Raw genomic sequence first — 17,366 nt, forward strand, 5'->3', positions numbered from 1 at the left:
AAACATGGATCAGAAGCCGATCATATCGCGGGATCAGAGCCGGACGGCCACCAAGGGGCGCAGGCCTGCCAAGGGGGTTGGCCGCGATGTGGTGGTCGCCTCGATCTGCGGCGGCGTGGTCGCGCTGATGGTCGGCGCCTCCTACGCGGCGGTGCCGTTCTACAACTGGTTCTGCCGCGCCACCGGCTTCAACGGCACGACCCAGGTCGCGACCTCGGCGCCGGCCAGCGGCCCGATCGCACGGAAGATCGCGGTGCGTTTCGATTCCAACGTTGCGCCCGGCCTGCCCTGGAAGTTCGTACCGGAGCAGAGCGAGATCGAGGTCAATATCGGCCAGGTCGTGACCGTCTTTTACACTGTGACCAACCAGGCCGCGCGGACCACCGCAGGCCAGGCCGCCTACAATGTCGCGCCGCTGACGGTCGGGTCCTATTTCCAGAAGATCAACTGCTTCTGCTTCACCGAGCAGACCATGGCGCCCGGCGAGAAGCGCGAGATGCCGGTCGTGTTCTACGTCGATCCGTCGATTGCCGACGACCACGAGAACGACGGTCTCAACACGATCACGCTGTCCTACACGTTCTATCCGGTGAAGGATCCGGTGGTGAAGCCGCTCGCGGCCAGCGAAGACGACAAACGCAAGGGAAATCTCTGATCTCCGGGCTCACGCGCCGGGGTTGGACATAAGGGGATAAGTGCCTGACAGGCACGGGATTGAGGAGCGAGACCGCAAATGGCAACGGCGCACACCAAGCATCACGACTACCACCTGGTCGATCCCTCGCCATGGCCCGTCGTCGGCTCCATCTCCGCCTTCATCATGGCGGTCGGCGCGATCACCTGGATGCACCACATGTTCTCGGCTGCGCCGATCATCTTCGGTGTCGGCACCGTCGGTGTGCTCTACACCATGGCGAGCTGGTGGGGCGATGTGATCAGGGAAGCCCAGTACAAGGGCGACCACACCCGCGTGGTGCAGCTGCATCACCGCTACGGCATGATCCTGTTCATCGCCTCGGAGGTGATGTTCTTCGTCGCCTGGTTCTGGGCCTATTTCAACGCAGCGCTCTTCCCGGCCGACGCCGTCCACGCCACCCGCGATGCGGTGTTCGGCTGTGGTCTCGGGACCGCGGCCGGCGCCTGCGCCGTGCCGGGCACCTGGCCGCCGCACGGCATCGAGACCTTCGATCCCTGGCATCTTCCGCTCCTGAACACGCTGATCCTGCTCACCTCCGGCACCACGGTGACCTGGGCCCACCATGCGCTGCTCGAGAACGATCGCCAGGGCCTGAAATATGGCCTGATCCTCACTGTCGTGCTCGGCGCGCTCTTCACCTGCGTGCAGGCCTACGAGTACGGCCACGCGGCCTTCTCCTTCGGCGGCAACGTCTATGGCGCGACCTTCTTCATGGCGACCGGCTTCCACGGTTTCCATGTGCTGGTCGGCACCATCTTCCTGCTGGTGTGCCTGTTCCGCGCCTATGCCGGCCACTTCACGCCGACCCAGCATCTCGGCTTCGAGTTCGCCGCCTGGTACTGGCACTTCGTCGACGTGGTCTGGCTGTTCCTGTTCCTCTGCATCTATGTCTGGGGACACGGCGCCGAGACCATGGCCCACGGCGCGCACTAAGCAGCGTTGGATCGATCAGAAGGGCGGCCGCAGGGCCGCCCTTTCGCTTTTCTGCCGCCGGAGGTTGGCGGAAACCGTGCTAGAGTCCGCATCATGAACAACGCCGCCGGTCCACCCGAGTCCGAGACCACCGTCCTGCAGAGCGCGTTGCGCGGGCTTGCCTGCAAATGCCCGCGCTGCGGCCAGGGCAAGCTCTATGCGGGCTTCCTGACGCTGGCGCCGTCCTGCGAGAGTTGCGGCCTCGACTACGCCTTCATCGATTCCGGTGACGGTCCGGCGATCTTCATCATCATGCTGGCCGGCGCGATCGTGGTCGGCTGCGCGCTCGTCGTCGAGGTCAAGTACCAGCCGCCGTACTGGCTGCACGCGGTGTTGTGGCTGCCGCTGATCCTCGCGACCACCCTGCTGCCGTTGCGCGCGATGAAGTCGCTGCTGATCGCGCTGCAATTCCATCATAAGGCGGCGCCGGGCCGGCTGGTCGACCGCGCGAAATGAACGAGACCGCGCGCAAGCCCCGCGTGGCCGGCTTCGCGCTGTTCACGCTGTTCCTGACCGCGGTCTGTATCGTGCTCGGTGTCTGGCAATTGCAGCGCCGCATCGCCAAGCACGAGCTGATCGCCGCACTCACCGAGCGGCTTGCGGAGGCACCGGTTGCTCTGCCGGCGCCAGCACGATGGGCCACGTTAAGTCCCGCGCGCGATGAATTCCGCCGTGTCAGCTTTACCGCGACCTATGCGCAATTGCCCGACGCGATGGTCTATTCCCCCGGATCCGCCGTGCGCAAGGACGCGTCGGGCCCCGGCACCTGGGCGTTCCTGCCGGCGCGGCTGCCGAGCGGCGAGACGGTGGTGATCGATGCGGGCTTCATCGAAAACACCATGCAGGATCGCAGCGTCGAGGATCGCGCGGTCAAGAAGCTCGTCACGGGGCAGGAGGTTTCGTTCACCGGCTATCTGCGCTTCCCCGAGGCACCTGGCTGGCTGACCCCGGCGGAGAACCGCGACAAGCGGTTGTGGTTCGTGCGCGATCACGTGGCGATCGCGCGCACGCTGGGCTGGGGCGCGGTTGCGCCGTTCTATGTCGACCTCGAGCAGCCGGCGCCCGAGAACGGCATTCCGCGGCCGGGGCCGCTCGACGTGCATCTCAAGGACGATCACCTCCAATACGCCATCACCTGGTTCACGCTTGCGGGCGCCGTGCTCATCGCCTTCGCCGTGTGGGCAAGAGGGCGGCGGCGGGGCTAAGCTCCGTAGATCCACCTAGGGAACCCGGTATCGCCCGGGGTTTACCATTCAGCGCACATTCACGAGTGTGGTCCTAAGCCGCCATCGTTTTTTCGCGGCAGACAGGATTGCAGCGTGAGCGATTTCGACCAGATGGGAATTGTCGTCGACTGGGTGGATGCCTGCAGGAAGGGCGACCTGGCGACGCTTCTCGACCTCTATGCGGACGATGCTCAGGTCGAATGCACGTGCAACGGCACGCAGCACTATCGCGGCCGGAGCGAGCTCGAAGCCTATTGGCAGCCCCGGCTCAGCGCTTTCTCGTCAGCGGGTTTCGGGCTGGAGGAAATCCATCCTGCGCCCCACGGCGTCGATCTCGAATATTCCGTCGCCGGCGCGCTACGCTTCCGCGCCTCGTTTTGTTTTAGTCCGGACGGCAAGATCCGCACCACGTTATGCGAGCCGGCGCGACAAAACGCGCAGCTTGGCTGGGCGTGCTAGAGACTCTAGATTCTTGCTTTGACGCGTTTTCTTCACGCGAACCCGTATCCACCTCGCGAAAACGCTAGCCAGTGACCGGCGCCTCGCGTGCCGGTTCGGCGGGAAGGCGGCAGCGCACATAGGTTCTGTCGTCCAAGCGCAGCAGTGACAGCGATCCGCTGAGTGCGCGCACGCGCTCATGCATGCCGGTCAGGCCGCGGCCGAACACATTCCCTTCGGGAAAGCCGCCGCCGTCGTCGGAAATCTCGATGACGAGCGTCTCGCCGGCGAAGGTCGCCTGCACATGGGCATTGCTGGCGCCGGCATGGCGCAGCACGTTGGTCAGCGCCTCCTGAATCACGCGATAGACGGTTTGAGCCAGCGGCCCGTCAATCGCGTTGAGATCCGGGTCGATCGTGTCCGTCAGGTCAATAGACGGCGCTTGCTTGCGAAAATTCCGGAGCAGCGTCTGCACGCTGGTCTCCAGACCCAATTCCTCGATGTAGAGCGGTCGCAACCGGTCGAGGATGCGGCGGTTGGTCTGCTGGAGCGCTTCCACCGATTGCAGTACCTCCTGCGCCGAACTGCCGAGATTTCCCGCCGGAGGCGAGGCATCGACCAATGCGATCGTGCCGACGCGGATGCCGAACAGCAGCGGACCCAGTTCGTCGTGCAGTTCGCGCGCGAGATCGCGCCGCTCGTCGTCCTGAAGCGACACCAGGCGGTGCAGCAGGTCGCGATTGTCCTGGCTCAATTGCACCAGCGTTTCGGCCAGCGCATTAGCCTCCTCACAGCTTTGCCGGATTTCCGGCGGTCCCCCAACCGGGATCGGCGTTGCGTAGTCGCCGCGCCGTAGCCGCGTGAGCCCTGCGCCAAGGTCCTGGAGGGGGCGCAGGGCTGATCCCGCAAACACATAGGCGACGACCCCTGTCAGTCCCGTGAGCCCGACGACGAAGCCGGCCAAGGCGAGGAAGCCTACCCAGGTCTCGAACAGCGCTGCGGACAGGTCGGGGACAAACACGATGTCGCCGAAATGATCGCCATTGACGGATACGGGAAATGCAATGTGCAAGTCCGGAATGGACAGGAGATCGACGAACCATTTTGGCGGGCCATGCGAACCTTGCAGGCCTCTCGACGCAAAGGGAGGAGCAACCGCTCCTGCAGGAAGGAATTGAATATCCGAGGACCCGTCCAGCATCCGGACGAAGTCATCGAGCGTCCTTCGCGGATGGTCGGATGAACGCAGAGCGTTGTTGAGGGCCTCGGCCACGGCTTTGGTCGATCGTTGGGCCGGCAGGTTCTCCTCGGCGAGCTGACCGGTCGTGAAGACGTGCAGCAGGACGCCACCCATGATCAGCGCCGCCATGAACAGCAGGCCGAGCGGCAGAAACAATTGTGTACTGAAGGACAGCCGGTGCCACATTAGGTCAATTCTAACGCGCATCAGGGGATTTTGCTCTTTCCATTTGTTCCCGTCGGTTTATGAGTCGAAAAACTAGAGAGTTACAATGCAAGATACTGCCAAGCCGGCGACCCGCGTCCTGATTGTCGACGACCATCCCGTGGTGCTGTCCGGTTGCCGCACCCTGTTCGCCTCCGACCATTCGATCCGGATCGACGAGGCGACCGACGCCAAATCCGGGCATCGCGCCTATGTCAGCAAGCGGCCCGACGTCACTGTGATCGACATCAGCCTGCCCGATGTCTCCGGCTTTGAACTGATGCGACGCATTCGCAAGGACGATCCCGACGCCAAGATCATCATGTTCAGCATGAACGACGATCCGGCCTTCGTGGTGCGGGCGGTCGAGCTGGGCGCGCAGGGCTACGTCTCCAAGGGTGACGATCCCCGGATCCTGCTCAAGGCGGTGCGCAAGGTCGTTGCAGGTGACAATTTCATCTCACCGCAGCTGGCGGAAGCCGTGACGTTTTCCGGCGCGGCGATCAAGGCCAATCCTGCCTCGCAGATGACGCCGCGGGAGCTCGAGATTCTCCGCCTGCTGGGGCGAGGCGACAAGATCGTCGAGGTCGCCGAGGCGCTCGGTATCTCCTACAAGACCGTCGCCAACACCACCTCCCTGCTCAAGCAGAAGCTCGGTGCCAAGAACCATTCCGACCTGATCCGGATCGCGGTGGAAATCGGGATGAACTGACGCCCGGGGCGCCGAACCGGCTGCTCCAGGATGCTGCCGGTTCGGCGGGCGGACGGGTCTCGGCGCTCAGCCGGGCAATGCATGGATAGCGCCGACACCATCCGCCGACACAATGAGCGCAGCCGTCGTTCGTTCCTGAACCGTCCGGTCGCTTGGGATATAATGGCAATGCGTGGCGCATGGCCGCTGGCGAACGCTTGTCCGAGCCGAAACCGATCGGGAAAAACAGGAACATTTTCTCACACATCCCGTTTTGTCCCTTGACGATGTCGTGACAGCCGACGAAAGCTTGCGCGAACAGTTTTTGCGGGTCGGTGACCCCAAGAGGCCAAACCGGTCTGCACACAACGACAGACCTTCCAAGAGAGGGCTGCGGCATTGCCGCAGCCCTTTTCGTTGGCAGCCTTTTTCCTTGGATGGCCCCAGCCGCGAAGCGGTTTCCTGATGCCGCAAAACACTTTATGGTGGCCCAAAGCCTCTGGCTGTTAACAAGTAATTTCGTGAAATCAAAGGCTTGCGGATCGAGCTCCGGCTCGGCCGGCCTTTGGAGGGCAGTTTGACTCGTTATATCTCGACCCGGGGCGAGGCCCCCGAACTCGGCTTCTGCGACGTGATGCTGACCGGGCTCGCCCGCGATGGCGGCCTGTATGTGCCGGCTACCTGGCCGCAACTCTCGACTGACGCCATGGCCGGCTTCTTCGGTCGTCCCTATTGGGAGGTCGCGGTCGAGGTGATCCGCCCCTTCGTCGCCGGCGAGATCTCGGACGCCGAGCTCGGCCGCATGGCGAACGAGGCCTACGCCACCTTCCGCCATCCGGCGGTGGTGCCGCTGCGCCAGATGGCGCCGCACCAGTTCGTGCTGGAGCTGTTCCACGGTCCGACGCTCGCCTTCAAGGACGTGGCGATGCAGCTGATCTCGCGGCTGATGGACCACGTGCTCGCCAAGCGCGGCCAGCGCACCACCATCGTGGTCGCGACCTCGGGCGACACCGGCGGTGCTGCGGTCGACGCGTTCGCGGGGCTCGAAAATGTCGATCTCATCGTGCTGTTCCCGCATGGCCGCATCTCCGAGGTGCAGCGGCGGATGATGACGACAACGGGCGCGGCCAACGTCCATGCGCTCGCCGTCGAGGGCAATTTCGACGATTGCCAGGCCCTCGTGAAGGCGATGTTCAACAACCATCGCTTCCGCGATGCGACCTCGCTGTCCGGCGTCAATTCCATCAATTGGGCGCGCATCGTCGCCCAAGTGGTCTACTATTTCACCTCCGCGGTTGCCGTCGGCGCACCCGCGCGCGCGGTGGATTTCGTCGTGCCGACCGGCAATTTCGGCGATATCTTTGCCGGCTATGTCGCCAAGCGGATGGGTCTTCCGGTGCGGACCCTGGGCATCGCTGCCAACGTCAACGACATCCTGGCGCGCACGCTGAAGACCGGGATCTACGAGGTGCGCGAGGTCCACGCGACGGCGTCGCCGTCGATGGACATCCAGATCTCCTCGAATTTCGAGCGGCTGCTGTTCGAGGCCGGCGGGCGCGATGCCGCCGGCGTGCGCCGTCTGATGGATTCGCTGAAGCAGTCCGGCCGATTCGTGCTGCCCGATGCGATGCTGGCTGCGATCCGGGAGCAATTCGACGCAGGCCGGGCCGACGAGACCGAGACCGCGGCCGCGATCCGCGCCGCCTGGCGCGAGGCGGGCGAACTGGTCGACCCCCACACCGCGGTCGCGCTTGCGGTCGCCGACCGCGACACCACTGACACGACGGTTCCCAGCATCGTGCTGTCCACCGCGCATCCGGCCAAATTCCCCGATGCGGTCGAAGCGGCCTGCGGCCAGCGGCCGCAACTGCCGGCCTGGCTCGATGGTCTGATGACCCAATCCGAACACATGAAGGTGATGAAGAACGACCAGGCCGAGGTCGAGCGGTTCGTGCTGTCGGTTAGCCGCGCCGCGAAACAGGGAGTTGCCGGATGAGCGTCGAGATTTCCAAGCTTGCGTCCGGCCTGACTGTCGTGACCGACAAGATGCCGCATCTCGAGACCGCGGCGCTCGGCGTCTGGGCCGGCGTCGGCGGGCGCGACGAGAAGCCCAACGAGCACGGCATCTCGCATCTCCTGGAACACATGGCGTTCAAGGGCACGACGAAGCGCTCCTCGCGCGAGATCGTCGAGGAGATCGAGGCCGTCGGCGGCGACCTCAACGCCGGCACCTCGACCGAGACCACGTCCTATTATGCGCGGGTGCTGAAGGCCGACGTGCCGCTCGCGCTCGACGTGCTTGCCGACATCCTGGCCAACCCGGCCTTCGAGCCCGACGAGCTCGAGCGCGAGAAGAACGTCATCGTCCAGGAGATCGGCGCAGCGCAGGACACGCCTGACGACGTCGTGTTCGAGCACCTCAACGAGCTCTGCTATCCCGACCAGCCGATGGGCCGTTCGCTGCTCGGCACTGCCAAGACCTTGCGCGCCTTCAGCCGCGACTCGCTGCGCGACTATCTGTCGACCCACTACCGCGGGCCGGACATGGTGGTGGCGGCAGCCGGGGCGGTCGATCACAAGCAGGTGGTCGCCGAGGTCGAGCAGCGCTTTGCCAGTTTTGAGGGGACAGCGGGTCCCAAACCGCAACCCGCACAGTTCGGCAAGGGCGGCACCAAGGTGGTGCATCGCGAGCTCGAGCAGGCGCATCTGACCTTGGCGCTGGAGGGCGTGCCGCAGACCGATCTGTCGCTGTTCTCGCTGCAGGTCTTCACCAATATCCTCGGCGGCGGGATGTCGTCGCGGCTGTTCCAGGAGGTGCGCGAGAAGCGCGGCCTCTGTTACTCGATCTACTCGTTCCACGCCCCCTATACCGACACCGGCTTCTTCGGCCTCTACACCGGCACCGATCCGGCCGACGCGCCCGAGATGATGGAGGTCGTGGTCGACATCATGAATGATTCGGTCGAGACCCTGACCGAGGTCGAGATCGCGCGGGCCAAGGCGCAGATGAAGGCGGGTCTGCTGATGGCACTGGAGAGCTGCTCGTCCCGCGCCGAGCAGCTCGCCCGGCATGTGCTGGCCTATGGCCGGCCGCAGACCGCCGAGGAGCTGGTGGCCCGGATCGACGCCGTCAGCGTCGAATCCACCCGGGACGCGGCGCGTGCGCTGCTTTCGCGCAGCCGCCCTGCGGTTGTCGCATTGGGCAGTGGCAGGGGTCTGGACACGGCGGTGTCTTTTGCGGAAGGATTGACCCGGGCACGCGCCAAGGCGCGGCTGCATTAGGAGCCGCGCACGGGTTGATCCGCCCCGGGAAGCATCACCATGGCCCTCTTCCGCCTGCCATCCAGTGGACCCGCCGCTCTCGCGCCGCGCGGCAACGGCCTGTTGCTACGCGCGCCGCAGATGTCGGACTTCCTGCAGTGGGCCCATCTGCGCGAGTCCAGCCGCGATTACCTGACGCCCTGGGAGCCGATCTGGCCGTCGGACGATCTCACGCGCTCCGGTTTTCGCCGTCGCCTGCGCCGCTATTCCGAGGACATCGCCGCAGACCGGTCCTATCCCTTTCTGATCTTCCGGGAGCTCGACGGCGCCATGGTCGGCGGCATCACGCTCGCCAATGTCCGCCGCGGCATCGTCCAGGCCGGCACCATCGGCTATTGGGTCGGCAAGCCCCATGCCCAGCGCGGCTACATGACGGCCGCGCTGCGGGTGCTGCTGCCGACGCTGTTCGGCGAGCTCAATCTGCACCGGGTCGAGGCCGCCTGCATCCCGACCAATGCGCCGTCGATCCGGGTGCTGGAGAAATGCGGTTTCTCCCGCGAGGGGCTGGCGCGCCGCTATCTCTGCATCAACGGGATCTGGCAGGACCATTTGCTGTTCGGCCTGCTGCACGAGGATTTCCGCGGCTGAGCCGTTCGTTGATGTGACCAAAGTCTCCTGTGTGCCTGCCTTGGGTTCGCCGGTTTTGACGATATAACGGCGCAACCCGGCCGGTAATCGGCCGTGATGTCGTCATGGAGTATGGGTGTTGATGGTGCAGGAGCTTCGGTCATCGCGGAATGCGTTGCGGCGGGGGGCAGCGGTCGCGCTGGCATTGTCAGTTGCGCTGGTCTCCATTTCGCCGGTCGCGGCGCAGTCGCTGACCGATCGGTTCAAGGGCCTGTTCGGCGGCAAGTCGGACGAGCCGGCCCAACCCAAGCCGGCGCCTGCGCCGGGCCAGCCGGCGGCTGATGACGATCTTGATTGCCCGCAGGTCACGGTGCGTGCCGGAGCCTCCACCTACGCGGTCGGTGCCACCGGCAAGCCGGCCGTCGGCAACGAGATCCGCTTCCAAGCCACCATCACCAAGATGGCGCGCGAATGCGCCCGCAATGGCGGCGATATCACGGCCCGGATCGGCATCCAGGGCCGCGTCATTGCCGGTCCCGCCGGCGCGCCTGCCACCGTCGAGGTGCCGCTGCGCGTCGCCGTGGTGCAGGGCGGCGTCGGCGAGAAGGTGATCGCTTCCAAGGCCTACCGGACCACGGTCGGAATGTCGGAGGGCGGCAGCGTCCCCTTCACCTTCGTGGCCGAGGATCTGGTCTATCCGATGCCTTCGGCCAAGGACGCCGATAGCTACATCTTCTATGTCGGCTTCGATCCGCAGGCGCTGTCGCCCGAGCCGAAGGCGCGGGTGAAGAAGAAGTAGCGAATGATTTTGCAAGTAACCGTCATGGCCGGGACAAGCCCGGCCATGACGACGAGAACGCAAACTATCAAACAAAAAAGCCGGCGCTCATCGCGCCGGCTTTTTGATGGGTGAAGGCGAGGCCCTCAGTTCAGCTTCTGCCTGACTTCGGTGATGCCCTTGGCGAGTAGGTCGTCGGCGACCTGGCCCCTGACCGACTGCGACAGGATCGTGGAGGCGGCCTGGACGGCGGCTTCCGCGGCTGCGGCGCGAACATCGGCCACCGCCTGGGCCTCGGCGAGCGCGATCTTGCCCTCCGCGGTCTTGGTGCGGCGAGCGACGAAATCTTCCACCTTGGCCTTGGCCTCGATTGCGATGCGCTCGGCTTCGCTCTTCGCGTTCGCGATGATGTCGGCGGCCTCGCGTTCGGCCGAGGCGGTGCGCGCCTTGTAGTCGGCGAGCACCTTGGCGGCTTCCTGCTTGAGGCGCGTCGCGTCGTCGAGCTCGGCCTTGATGCGATCGGCGCGATGGTCGAGCGCAGTCATGGCCTTCTTGAAGACCCCGAGATAGCCGAACACGACCATCAGGATCACGAAGGCGATGGCGACCCAGGTTTCAGGATCGAAGAACATACCGATTAACCCTTCAAGGACGCATCAACGGCGGCATTGACCAATGCCGCGTCCGGAACCACGCCGGTGAGCTGCTGCACGATGGTGCCTGCCGCATCGGCCGCGATGCCGCGGACGTTGCTCATGGCGGTCGCACGGGTCGAGGCGATGGTCTTCTCCGCCTCGGCGAGCTTGGCCGCCAGTTGCTCTTCCAGCGCCTTGCGCTCGGCGTCCGCCTGCGCATTCGCCTTGTCGCGGGATTCGTTGCCGATGGCCTGCGCGCGCGAGCGCGCCGAAGCAAGCTCGCTTTCATAGGCCTTCAGCGCCGCTTCGGACTGGTCCTTCAGCTTCTGCGCTTCGGCGAGGTCGCCCTCGATCTTGTTCTGGCGCGCCTCGATCGCACCGCCGACGCGCGGCAGAGCGAGCTTGGACACGATCACGTAAAGCGCGACGAAGAAGATCGCGAGCGACACCAGCTGCGAAGCATAGGTGCCGCTCTCGAACGGCGGAAAACCGCCACCGTGACCGCCTTCGGCCCCGGTGTGGGCGCCCGCCGCCGGACTTTTCGCCCCGCCATGACTTTCAGCCATGGATTACTCCTGTTGCAGCCATGCGCGTCGCTTCGGTCGAAGCGGCGCGAAAAATCGTCCTCAGAGCGGAACGAACAGCAGCAGCAGCGCGATCAGCAGCGAGAAAATGCCGAGCGCTTCGGTCACGGCGAAGCCGAAGATCAGATTGCCGAACTGCCCCTGAGCGGCCGAGGGGTTGCGAACGGCTGCGGCGAGGTAGTTGCCGAAGATCACGCCGACGCCGACGCCCGCGCCGCCCATGCCGATGCATGCGATGCCCGCGCCGATAAGTTTTGCTGCTGCCGGATCCATTTTAGACTCCTTGGAAGAAAGATTGGGTTTTGGGTGGAAATTCCCCGGACCGCTCAGTGTCCCGGATGAATGGCGTCGTTGAGGTAGATGCAGGTCAGGATCGCAAACACATAGGCTTGCAGGAACGCGACCAGAATTTCGAGAGCGTACAGCGCGACCGTGAGCGCCAGCGGCAGCACGCCGCCGAGCCAGCCAAGGGCGCCGAGCGAGAAGCCGAGCATGGCGACGAAGCCCGCGAACACCTTCAGCGCGATGTGGCCGGCCAGCATGTTGGCGAACAGACGGACGCTGTGGGAGACCGGCCGCAGGAAGAACGACAGAATCTCGATGAACATCACCAGCGGCAGGATGTAGCCGGGGACGCCGTGCGGCACGAAGATCGAGAAGAATTTCAGGCCGTTCTTGGCAATGCCGTAGATCAGGACCGTGAAGAAGACCAGCAGCGCGAGTGCTGCGGTGACGATCAGATGGCTCGAGATCGTGAAGGTGTAGGGGATGATGCCGACCAGGTTCGAAACGCAGATGAACATGAACAGCGAGAAGATCAGCGGAAAGAACTTCATGCCTTCCGCGCCGGCCGTCGAGCGGATGGTCGAGGCCACGAACTCGTAGGAGATTTCGGCGACCGACTGCAGGCGCCCGGGAACCAGCTGCGTGCCGCTGGCAAGCATCAGGATCGAGATGATCGCGACCGCCACCAGCATGTAGAGCGACGAATTGGTGAAGGCGATCGTGTGGTTGCCGATATGGCCCAGGGTGAAGAGAGGCTCGATGTTGAACTGGTGGATCGGATCGATTTTCATCAGCGCGGCATCTCTTGGTCTGCCGGGCGATGCCGGCGGGTCTCGGTCTGCCGGTCGGGCCCGGCCCGTACCGGCGCGAGCCGGCACGATCATTCCTCTCCTGGTGTGGATCGCTTAAGAACCACCGCGCCTGTTTTGACCCGCGCCTGCCGTTCTCACCACATTCACCACGCCGGCGACGAAGCCCAGCAGCAGGAACACGATAAATCCGAAAGGCGACGTCGACAGCAAGCGGTCGAACCCCCAGCCAATCCCCGCTCCGACAACGACCCCGGCGACCAACTCGGAGGATAACCGGAAACCAAGCGCCATCGCCGAGGCTCTGGCCGCTCTGTCCTCACCGTCACCTGCGGGTTGCTCGGTCTTGACGTGGCGGCCGCGAAATTCGGACAACCGCTGATCAAGATTTCCGAGCCGATCGGAAAGCGCAGCTTCCTCGGGCGATCTATCGCGATCTCCATTCTCGCCGTGTCCCGTGCCCTGTGTCATGCAACGAAGACCCGAAACGCCGCGGCTGAATGGAAATTACGCCCGCCACCCTCAAAAGCCGCGCGGACCATACTGATGGCCCATAATCAAGTCAAGCCAAGTCACGATTGTGTCCATTCCATTTATGTATTTGATTTGTTTGACAATATCGGCGCGAGCGGCAGCGCTGCACACAGCGTGACGCCGCACCGCAGCAGGTCTCCGCTGGATCGGTGGACGCAGTCGCCATTTCGCCCGGCTGCTGGGATCAAAGGGGGCGCCGTGATCGTTCATGTCAGAGGCGCGTTTTGAGCGGCGGATCGCCTCGCCGGGGTGTAGAATGTGCAAGAAGTGCCACCTTGATGAGCGCCATCTTTGGACGTGCTACCGGCCCGTCGTGGCGGAGAACGCGATGAGACCAGCGAATTCATCTACAGCATCATGGCTCGCGGCGGCGGCATTCGCGGCGGTGATGGCGGTCAGCGCCGGCGGCCTCGCCGCGCAATCCGCGCCCGACAGCGAAAACGGCCGCTACAGCATGACCCCCATCCCCGAGGGCGTGCTGCGGCTCGACAGCCGCACCGGCACCGTGTCGACCTGCACCAAGAGCGGCGCCGGCTGGGCCTGCTACGCGGTGCCCGATGAACGTGCCGCGCTCGATGCCGAGATCGGCAGGCTCCAGGCCGAAGTCGAGACGCTGAAGGGACGGCTTGCGGCGGGGCCGACCGTGTCGGGCAAGATCGACGAGGCGCTGCCGAAAACCGATCCGCTCAAGAAGGCGGAGCCGCAAGCACGGGAACCAAAGGCTGCCGAGGGCGAGCGCAGGATCGAGATCCCGCTGCCGAGCGACCAGGACGTCGATCGCGTGATGTCGTTCCTGGAAAGGGCCTGGCGCCGGCTGATCGACATGGCCAATCGCGTGCAGAAGGACGTGTCGGGGAAGATTTAGCGCATGGCGAGATCCGGTAGGGTGGGCAAAGGCGCGACGCGCCGTGCCCACCATCTATCCAACTACGCAGAGCGAATGGTGGGCACGCTTCGCTTTGCCCACCCTACGGCAGCTTTCGATCAGGCGAGACCCTCATGACATCAGCCAAATCCATCTCGCGCTCGGCGCCGTCGTCAGGGCAGGCCACCACCGTCGCATCGTCGCTGCTCACCGTGCAGACCTCAGGCTGCGGCTTCATCGACCTCACGACCGAAGCTGCGAAGTTCATCGAGGACGTTCATGCGCGGGACGGCGCGCTGACGCTGTTTATCCGCCACACCTCTGCATCGCTGACCATCCAGGAGAATGCCGATCCTTCCGTGCTCGTCGATCTCACGACGGTGCTGGCGCGGCTCGCGCCGGACGATGAAGATGCAGGCTGGACTCACGACACCGAAGGGCCGGACGATATGCCGGCGCACATCAAAACCATGCTGACAGGGACCTCGTTGCAGATACCGGTCCTGGGTGGCGCGCTTGCGCTGGGCACCTGGCAGGCGATCTATCTGATCGAGCATCGCACCCGCCCGCATCGGCGCGAAATCGTGCTGCAATTCATCGGCAGCAATCAGTAGGGCCAAAACAAAACCGGCCGCGGAGACCGCGGCCGGCTGGTGTTGATCTGGATCTGCCGTCGATCAGGTCGATTTGATATCGACGTCCTTGGTCTCCGGCAGGAAGAACAAGCCGATCACGACGGTAATCGATGCGAAGATGACCGGATACCAGAGGCCCGCATAGATATCGCCGGTCGAGGCCACGATGGCGAAGGCGGTCGCCGGCAGCAGGCCGCCGAACCAGCCGTTACCAATGTGGTAGGGCAGCGACATCGAGGTGTAGCGGATGCGGGTCGGGAACAGTTCGACCAGCATCGCGGCGATCGGGCCGTACACCATGGTGACGAAGAGCACCAGGACGAACAGCAGTCCGACGACCGCGGCCACCTGCGGACGGAAGATGTCGAACGGATGCGCCATCTTCACGATGCCCGCATCGCCGGGCTTCGGATAGCCGGCTCCCTGCACGGCGGCGAGGACTGCCGGGTTGCCGTCCTTGGCGTTGGCGTAGGCAACTTCCTTGCCGTTGACCATCACCTTCACGCCGGAGCCTGCCGCACCCGGCGTGGTCGAGTACTTGACCGACGACTGCGACAGATAGGCACGTGCGGTGTCGCAAGGCGAGGTGAAGACGCGGGTGCCGACCGGGTTGAACAGGTCGCCGCAACCTACGGGATCCGCCACCACGTCGACCTTGACCGTCTCGATCGCTTTTTCCAGCGCCGGGTTGGCGTTGGTGGTGATCATCTTGAAGATCGGGAAGAAGGTCAGCGCCGCGATCAGGCAGCCGCCGAGGATGATCGGCTTGCGGCCGATCCTGTCGGAGAGCATGCCGAACACGATGAAGAAGCCGGTCCCGAGCAGGAGCGACCAGGCGATCAGCAGGTTGGCAGTGTAGCCGTCGACCTTGAGGATCGATTGCAGGAAGAACAGCGCGTAGAACTGGCCGGTGTACCAGACCACGCCCTGGCCCATCACGCCGCCAAGCAGCGCCAGCAGCACGAGCTTGCCGTTCTGCCAGTTGCCGAAGGCTTCCGTCAGCGGGGCCTTCGAGCTCTTCCCCTCGTCCTTCATCTTCTGGAAGATCGGGGATTCGTTGAGGCGAAGCCGGATCCAGACCGAGACGCCGAGCAGCAGCACCGAGACCAGGAACGGAATGCGCCAGCCCCATGCCGCGAAGTCGGGTTCGCCGAGGGCGGAGCGCGTGAACAGGATCACCAGCAGCGACAGGAACAGGCCGAGCGTCGCCGTGGTCTGGATGAAGGAGGTGTAGTATCCGCGCTTGCCGTTTGGAGCATGCTCCGCGACGTAGGTGGCCGCACCGCCATATTCACCGCCGAGCGCCAGGCCCTGGGCGAGACGCAGCGCGATCAGGATGATCGGGGCCGCGATGCCGATGGTCGCCGCATTGGGCAGCAGGCCGACGATGAAGGTCGACAGACCCATGATCAGGATGGTGACGAGGAAGGTATATTTGCGGCCGACGATGTCGCCGACACGGCCGAACACGATCGCGCCGAACGGGCGCACCAGGAAGCCCGCCGCGAAGGCCAGCAGCGCGAAGATGTCGCGGGTTGCCGGCGGATAGGCCGAGAAGAACTGCGCGCCGATGATGCCGGCCAGCGAACCGTAGAGATAGAAGTCGTACCACTCGAAGACGGTACCGAGCGAGGAGGCGAGAATGACGAACCGTTCGTCCTTCGTCATCCCTCCCGCGCCTGCTTGAGACACAGCCATTGTCGACATGTTGAGTCGCTCCCCGAAAAATCGTTTCCTCGCGCCTTGGATGTTCGGTCATGCCGGATCAACCCAAGCCTTGCCCCCAAGGTAACATTGGCGTGAAACCCGCCCCAATACGACTTTCGGCCTTTCGCACTGACGCGCACCTGACGTCGCGGGCGGTCCATTCGGCAACATAGTGCCGGCCTGTGGATTAACCCCGTTGCCGCAAAGGGATAATGTCCGCTTGCATGCCACGGCTGGTCGGGAAACAATTGACCAAGGCCCCGCGCCGGCCTACTGGCCCGGTGCGATTGCCAGCAAGAGAACGATGAACGCTCCCTCGACCCATCTCGTCATTGCCGATGACCATCCATTGTTCCGCGCCGCGCTGCGGCAGGCGGTGGCGGGCGTCCTGAGCTCGGCCAAGATCGACGAGGCTGGATCGTTCGAGGATCTGACCAAGCTCTTGGAACAGACCTCCGACGTCGACCTGATCCTGCTCGACCTCTCGATGCCCGGGATCTCCGGTTTTTCAGGCCTGATCTATCTGCGCGCGCAGTATCCGGCGATCCCGGTGGTGATCGTCTCGGCGTCCGACGACAGCGCCACGATCCGCCGCTCGCTCGATTTCGGCGCCTCCGGTTTCATTCCGAAGCGGTTCGGCGTCGAGACCTTGCGCGACGCCATCCTCAAGGTGATGGAGGGCGACGTCTGGGTTCCGGCCGATACCGATCTGTCGGCGGTCGCCGATCCCGACATGACGCGCCTGCGCGACCGGCTGGTGACGCTGACGCCGCAGCAGGTCCGGGTCCTGATGATGCTGTCGGAGGGGTTGCTCAACAAGCAGATCGCCTATGAGCTCGGCGTCTCCGAGGCCACCATCAAGGCGCATGTCTCGGCCATCCTGCAAAAGCTCGGCGTCGAAAGCCGGACCCAAGCCGTGATCGCCGCCGCAAAGATCGCCGGCGGCCAGTGGAAGCAGGGCACCCCGACGGGGTGAGCATGGAGCGAGGGCCTCCTGCAGCCTGTAGCCCGGATGAGCGAAGCGACATCCGGGACTGCTAGTGCGGCTAGCTAGCAAAAACCCCGGATATCGCTTCGCTCATCCGGGCTACGGGACCGCATCTGTGTCGCGCGTCTGTCAATCCATACGTGCAAAAATATTCCACTTTACCGAAATTCGGTTTTGGCGTATGTGTCGC

At 64.4% G+C, this 17,366-nt stretch carries 20 protein-coding genes; 13 read left to right on the forward strand and 7 right to left on the reverse strand.

Going from position 1 to position 17,366, the window contains the following annotated elements:
* The first annotated feature begins 4 nt into the window (after nt 1-4).
* From AC0L20_RS37355 to AC0L20_RS37375, 5 genes are all read left to right on the forward strand, one after another.
* The gene (locus AC0L20_RS37355) at nt 5-655 is read left to right on the forward strand and encodes a cytochrome c oxidase assembly protein (protein WP_473295310.1); all 651 of its coding nucleotides are present in this window, start codon (nt 5-7) and stop codon (nt 653-655) included.
* Nucleotides 656-733: 78 nt separating this feature from the next.
* A complete protein-coding gene (locus AC0L20_RS37360) occupies nt 734-1,630 on the forward strand; it encodes a cytochrome c oxidase subunit 3 (RefSeq protein WP_456766471.1) in 897 nt (298 codons plus the stop codon).
* Between the two features lie 93 nt (nt 1,631-1,723).
* On the forward strand, nt 1,724-2,125 hold the full coding sequence (locus tag AC0L20_RS37365) for a DUF983 domain-containing protein (protein ID WP_473295311.1): 402 nt from the start codon (nt 1,724-1,726) through the stop codon (nt 2,123-2,125).
* A complete protein-coding gene (locus tag AC0L20_RS37370; protein ID WP_473295312.1) occupies nt 2,122-2,874 on the forward strand; it encodes an SURF1 family protein in 753 nt (250 codons plus the stop codon). The genes AC0L20_RS37365 and AC0L20_RS37370 overlap by 4 nt, the downstream gene beginning before the upstream one ends.
* Before the next feature lie 114 nt (nt 2,875-2,988).
* Nucleotides 2,989-3,354 carry a nuclear transport factor 2 family protein gene (locus tag AC0L20_RS37375; RefSeq protein ID WP_473295313.1) on the forward strand — a complete coding sequence of 122 codons (366 nt, stop codon included), beginning with the start codon at nt 2,989-2,991 and terminating at the stop codon, nt 3,352-3,354.
* 64 nt (nt 3,355-3,418) lie between these two features.
* Here AC0L20_RS37375 and AC0L20_RS37380 read toward each other — a convergent pair whose 3' ends face one another.
* Nucleotides 3,419-4,759, reverse strand: coding sequence for a histidine kinase (locus tag AC0L20_RS37380; protein ID WP_456769743.1), 1,341 nt, complete (start codon nt 4,757-4,759; stop codon nt 3,419-3,421).
* A gap of 85 nt (nt 4,760-4,844) precedes the next feature.
* Here AC0L20_RS37380 and AC0L20_RS37385 point away from each other — a divergent pair, with 85 nt between their 5' ends.
* The 5 genes from AC0L20_RS37385 (at nt 4,845) to AC0L20_RS37405 (ending at nt 10,155) form a co-directional block, all read left to right on the forward strand.
* Entirely contained in the window at nt 4,845-5,489 is a 645-nt protein-coding gene (locus AC0L20_RS37385; RefSeq protein WP_008541266.1) for a response regulator transcription factor, read from the forward strand.
* Between the two features lie 556 nt (nt 5,490-6,045).
* Nucleotides 6,046-7,464 (forward strand): threonine synthase, encoded by a 1,419-nt coding sequence (gene thrC / locus AC0L20_RS37390; protein ID WP_473295314.1) that lies wholly within the window; start codon nt 6,046-6,048, stop codon nt 7,462-7,464.
* Nucleotides 7,461-8,750: a M16 family metallopeptidase gene (locus AC0L20_RS37395; protein WP_007599446.1), complete on the forward strand. Its 1,290-nt coding sequence runs from the start codon at nt 7,461-7,463 to the stop codon at nt 8,748-8,750. The genes thrC and AC0L20_RS37395 overlap by 4 nt, the downstream gene beginning before the upstream one ends.
* A gap of 39 nt (nt 8,751-8,789) precedes the next feature.
* Nucleotides 8,790-9,377, forward strand: coding sequence for a GNAT family N-acetyltransferase (locus AC0L20_RS37400; protein ID WP_007605081.1), 588 nt, complete (start codon nt 8,790-8,792; stop codon nt 9,375-9,377).
* Nucleotides 9,378-9,498: 121 nt separating this feature from the next.
* On the forward strand, nt 9,499-10,155 hold the full coding sequence (locus tag AC0L20_RS37405; RefSeq protein WP_473295319.1) for a hypothetical protein: 657 nt from the start codon (nt 9,499-9,501) through the stop codon (nt 10,153-10,155).
* 125 nt (nt 10,156-10,280) lie between these two features.
* Here AC0L20_RS37405 and AC0L20_RS37410 read toward each other — a convergent pair whose 3' ends face one another.
* From AC0L20_RS37410 to AC0L20_RS37430, 5 genes are all read right to left on the reverse strand, one after another.
* On the reverse strand, nt 10,281-10,766 hold the full coding sequence (locus tag AC0L20_RS37410) for a F0F1 ATP synthase subunit B family protein (protein WP_027570043.1): 486 nt from the start codon (nt 10,764-10,766) through the stop codon (nt 10,281-10,283).
* 5 nt (nt 10,767-10,771) lie between these two features.
* Complete coding sequence (locus AC0L20_RS37415; protein WP_456766464.1) at nt 10,772-11,335, reverse strand: F0F1 ATP synthase subunit B family protein; 564 nt, start codon at nt 11,333-11,335, stop codon at nt 10,772-10,774.
* 60 nt (nt 11,336-11,395) lie between these two features.
* Nucleotides 11,396-11,626, reverse strand: coding sequence for a F0F1 ATP synthase subunit C (locus AC0L20_RS37420; RefSeq protein WP_007599451.1), 231 nt, complete (start codon nt 11,624-11,626; stop codon nt 11,396-11,398).
* A 53-nt stretch (nt 11,627-11,679) separates the two neighbouring features.
* A complete protein-coding gene (locus AC0L20_RS37425) occupies nt 11,680-12,429 on the reverse strand; it encodes a F0F1 ATP synthase subunit A (RefSeq protein ID WP_473295315.1) in 750 nt (249 codons plus the stop codon).
* A 114-nt stretch (nt 12,430-12,543) separates the two neighbouring features.
* Entirely contained in the window at nt 12,544-12,918 is a 375-nt protein-coding gene (locus tag AC0L20_RS37430; RefSeq protein WP_007599457.1) for an AtpZ/AtpI family protein, read from the reverse strand.
* Nucleotides 12,919-13,309: 391 nt separating this feature from the next.
* Between AC0L20_RS37430 and AC0L20_RS37435 the strand changes: the two genes are divergently transcribed.
* Together AC0L20_RS37435 and AC0L20_RS37440 are read left to right on the forward strand one after the other, a co-directional pair.
* On the forward strand, nt 13,310-13,846 hold the full coding sequence (locus AC0L20_RS37435; RefSeq protein ID WP_473295316.1) for a hypothetical protein: 537 nt from the start codon (nt 13,310-13,312) through the stop codon (nt 13,844-13,846).
* A gap of 134 nt (nt 13,847-13,980) precedes the next feature.
* A complete protein-coding gene (locus tag AC0L20_RS37440; RefSeq protein WP_473295317.1) occupies nt 13,981-14,460 on the forward strand; it encodes a secondary thiamine-phosphate synthase enzyme YjbQ in 480 nt (159 codons plus the stop codon).
* A gap of 63 nt (nt 14,461-14,523) precedes the next feature.
* Here the strand turns inward: AC0L20_RS37440 and AC0L20_RS37445 are convergent, their stop codons facing one another.
* Nucleotides 14,524-16,149, reverse strand: coding sequence for an MFS transporter (locus tag AC0L20_RS37445; protein WP_473295318.1), 1,626 nt, complete (start codon nt 16,147-16,149; stop codon nt 14,524-14,526).
* Between the two features lie 343 nt (nt 16,150-16,492).
* On the opposite strand from AC0L20_RS37445, the gene AC0L20_RS37450 reads away from it, so the two are divergent.
* On the forward strand, nt 16,493-17,164 hold the full coding sequence (locus AC0L20_RS37450) for a response regulator (protein ID WP_027515287.1): 672 nt from the start codon (nt 16,493-16,495) through the stop codon (nt 17,162-17,164).
* Nucleotides 17,165-17,366: the final 202 nt, after the last annotated feature.

The organism is Bradyrhizobium sp. Kon58, from assembly GCF_055807455.1.

What these genes read in the sequence shown, in the direction of transcription:
- AC0L20_RS37365 (WP_473295311.1), top strand. Translation starts at nt 1,724, where the DNA reads ATGAACAACGCCGCCGGTCCACCCGAGTCCGAGACCACCGTCCTGCAG.
- AC0L20_RS37410 (WP_027570043.1), bottom strand. Translation starts at nt 10,766, where the DNA reads ATGTTCTTCGATCCTGAAACCTGGGTCGCCATCGCCTTCGTGATCCTG.
- AC0L20_RS37425 (WP_473295315.1), bottom strand. Translation starts at nt 12,429, where the DNA reads ATGAAAATCGATCCGATCCACCAGTTCAACATCGAGCCTCTCTTCACC.
- AC0L20_RS37420 (WP_007599451.1), bottom strand. Translation starts at nt 11,626, where the DNA reads ATGGATCCGGCAGCAGCAAAACTTATCGGCGCGGGCATCGCATGCATC.
- AC0L20_RS37395 (WP_007599446.1), top strand. Translation starts at nt 7,461, where the DNA reads ATGAGCGTCGAGATTTCCAAGCTTGCGTCCGGCCTGACTGTCGTGACC.
- AC0L20_RS37450 (WP_027515287.1), top strand. Translation starts at nt 16,493, where the DNA reads ATGAACGCTCCCTCGACCCATCTCGTCATTGCCGATGACCATCCATTG.
- AC0L20_RS37385 (WP_008541266.1), top strand. Translation starts at nt 4,845, where the DNA reads ATGCAAGATACTGCCAAGCCGGCGACCCGCGTCCTGATTGTCGACGAC.
- AC0L20_RS37355 (WP_473295310.1), top strand. Translation starts at nt 5, where the DNA reads ATGGATCAGAAGCCGATCATATCGCGGGATCAGAGCCGGACGGCCACC.
- AC0L20_RS37445 (WP_473295318.1), bottom strand. Translation starts at nt 16,149, where the DNA reads ATGACGAAGGACGAACGGTTCGTCATTCTCGCCTCCTCGCTCGGTACC.
- AC0L20_RS37380 (WP_456769743.1), bottom strand. Translation starts at nt 4,759, where the DNA reads ATGTGGCACCGGCTGTCCTTCAGTACACAATTGTTTCTGCCGCTCGGC.
- AC0L20_RS37430 (WP_007599457.1), bottom strand. Translation starts at nt 12,918, where the DNA reads ATGACACAGGGCACGGGACACGGCGAGAATGGAGATCGCGATAGATCG.
- AC0L20_RS37435 (WP_473295316.1), top strand. Translation starts at nt 13,310, where the DNA reads ATGAGACCAGCGAATTCATCTACAGCATCATGGCTCGCGGCGGCGGCA.
- AC0L20_RS37415 (WP_456766464.1), bottom strand. Translation starts at nt 11,335, where the DNA reads ATGGCTGAAAGTCATGGCGGGGCGAAAAGTCCGGCGGCGGGCGCCCAC.
- AC0L20_RS37400 (WP_007605081.1), top strand. Translation starts at nt 8,790, where the DNA reads ATGGCCCTCTTCCGCCTGCCATCCAGTGGACCCGCCGCTCTCGCGCCG.
- AC0L20_RS37405 (WP_473295319.1), top strand. Translation starts at nt 9,499, where the DNA reads ATGGTGCAGGAGCTTCGGTCATCGCGGAATGCGTTGCGGCGGGGGGCA.
- AC0L20_RS37360 (WP_456766471.1), top strand. Translation starts at nt 734, where the DNA reads ATGGCAACGGCGCACACCAAGCATCACGACTACCACCTGGTCGATCCC.
- AC0L20_RS37440 (WP_473295317.1), top strand. Translation starts at nt 13,981, where the DNA reads ATGACATCAGCCAAATCCATCTCGCGCTCGGCGCCGTCGTCAGGGCAG.
- AC0L20_RS37370 (WP_473295312.1), top strand. Translation starts at nt 2,122, where the DNA reads ATGAACGAGACCGCGCGCAAGCCCCGCGTGGCCGGCTTCGCGCTGTTC.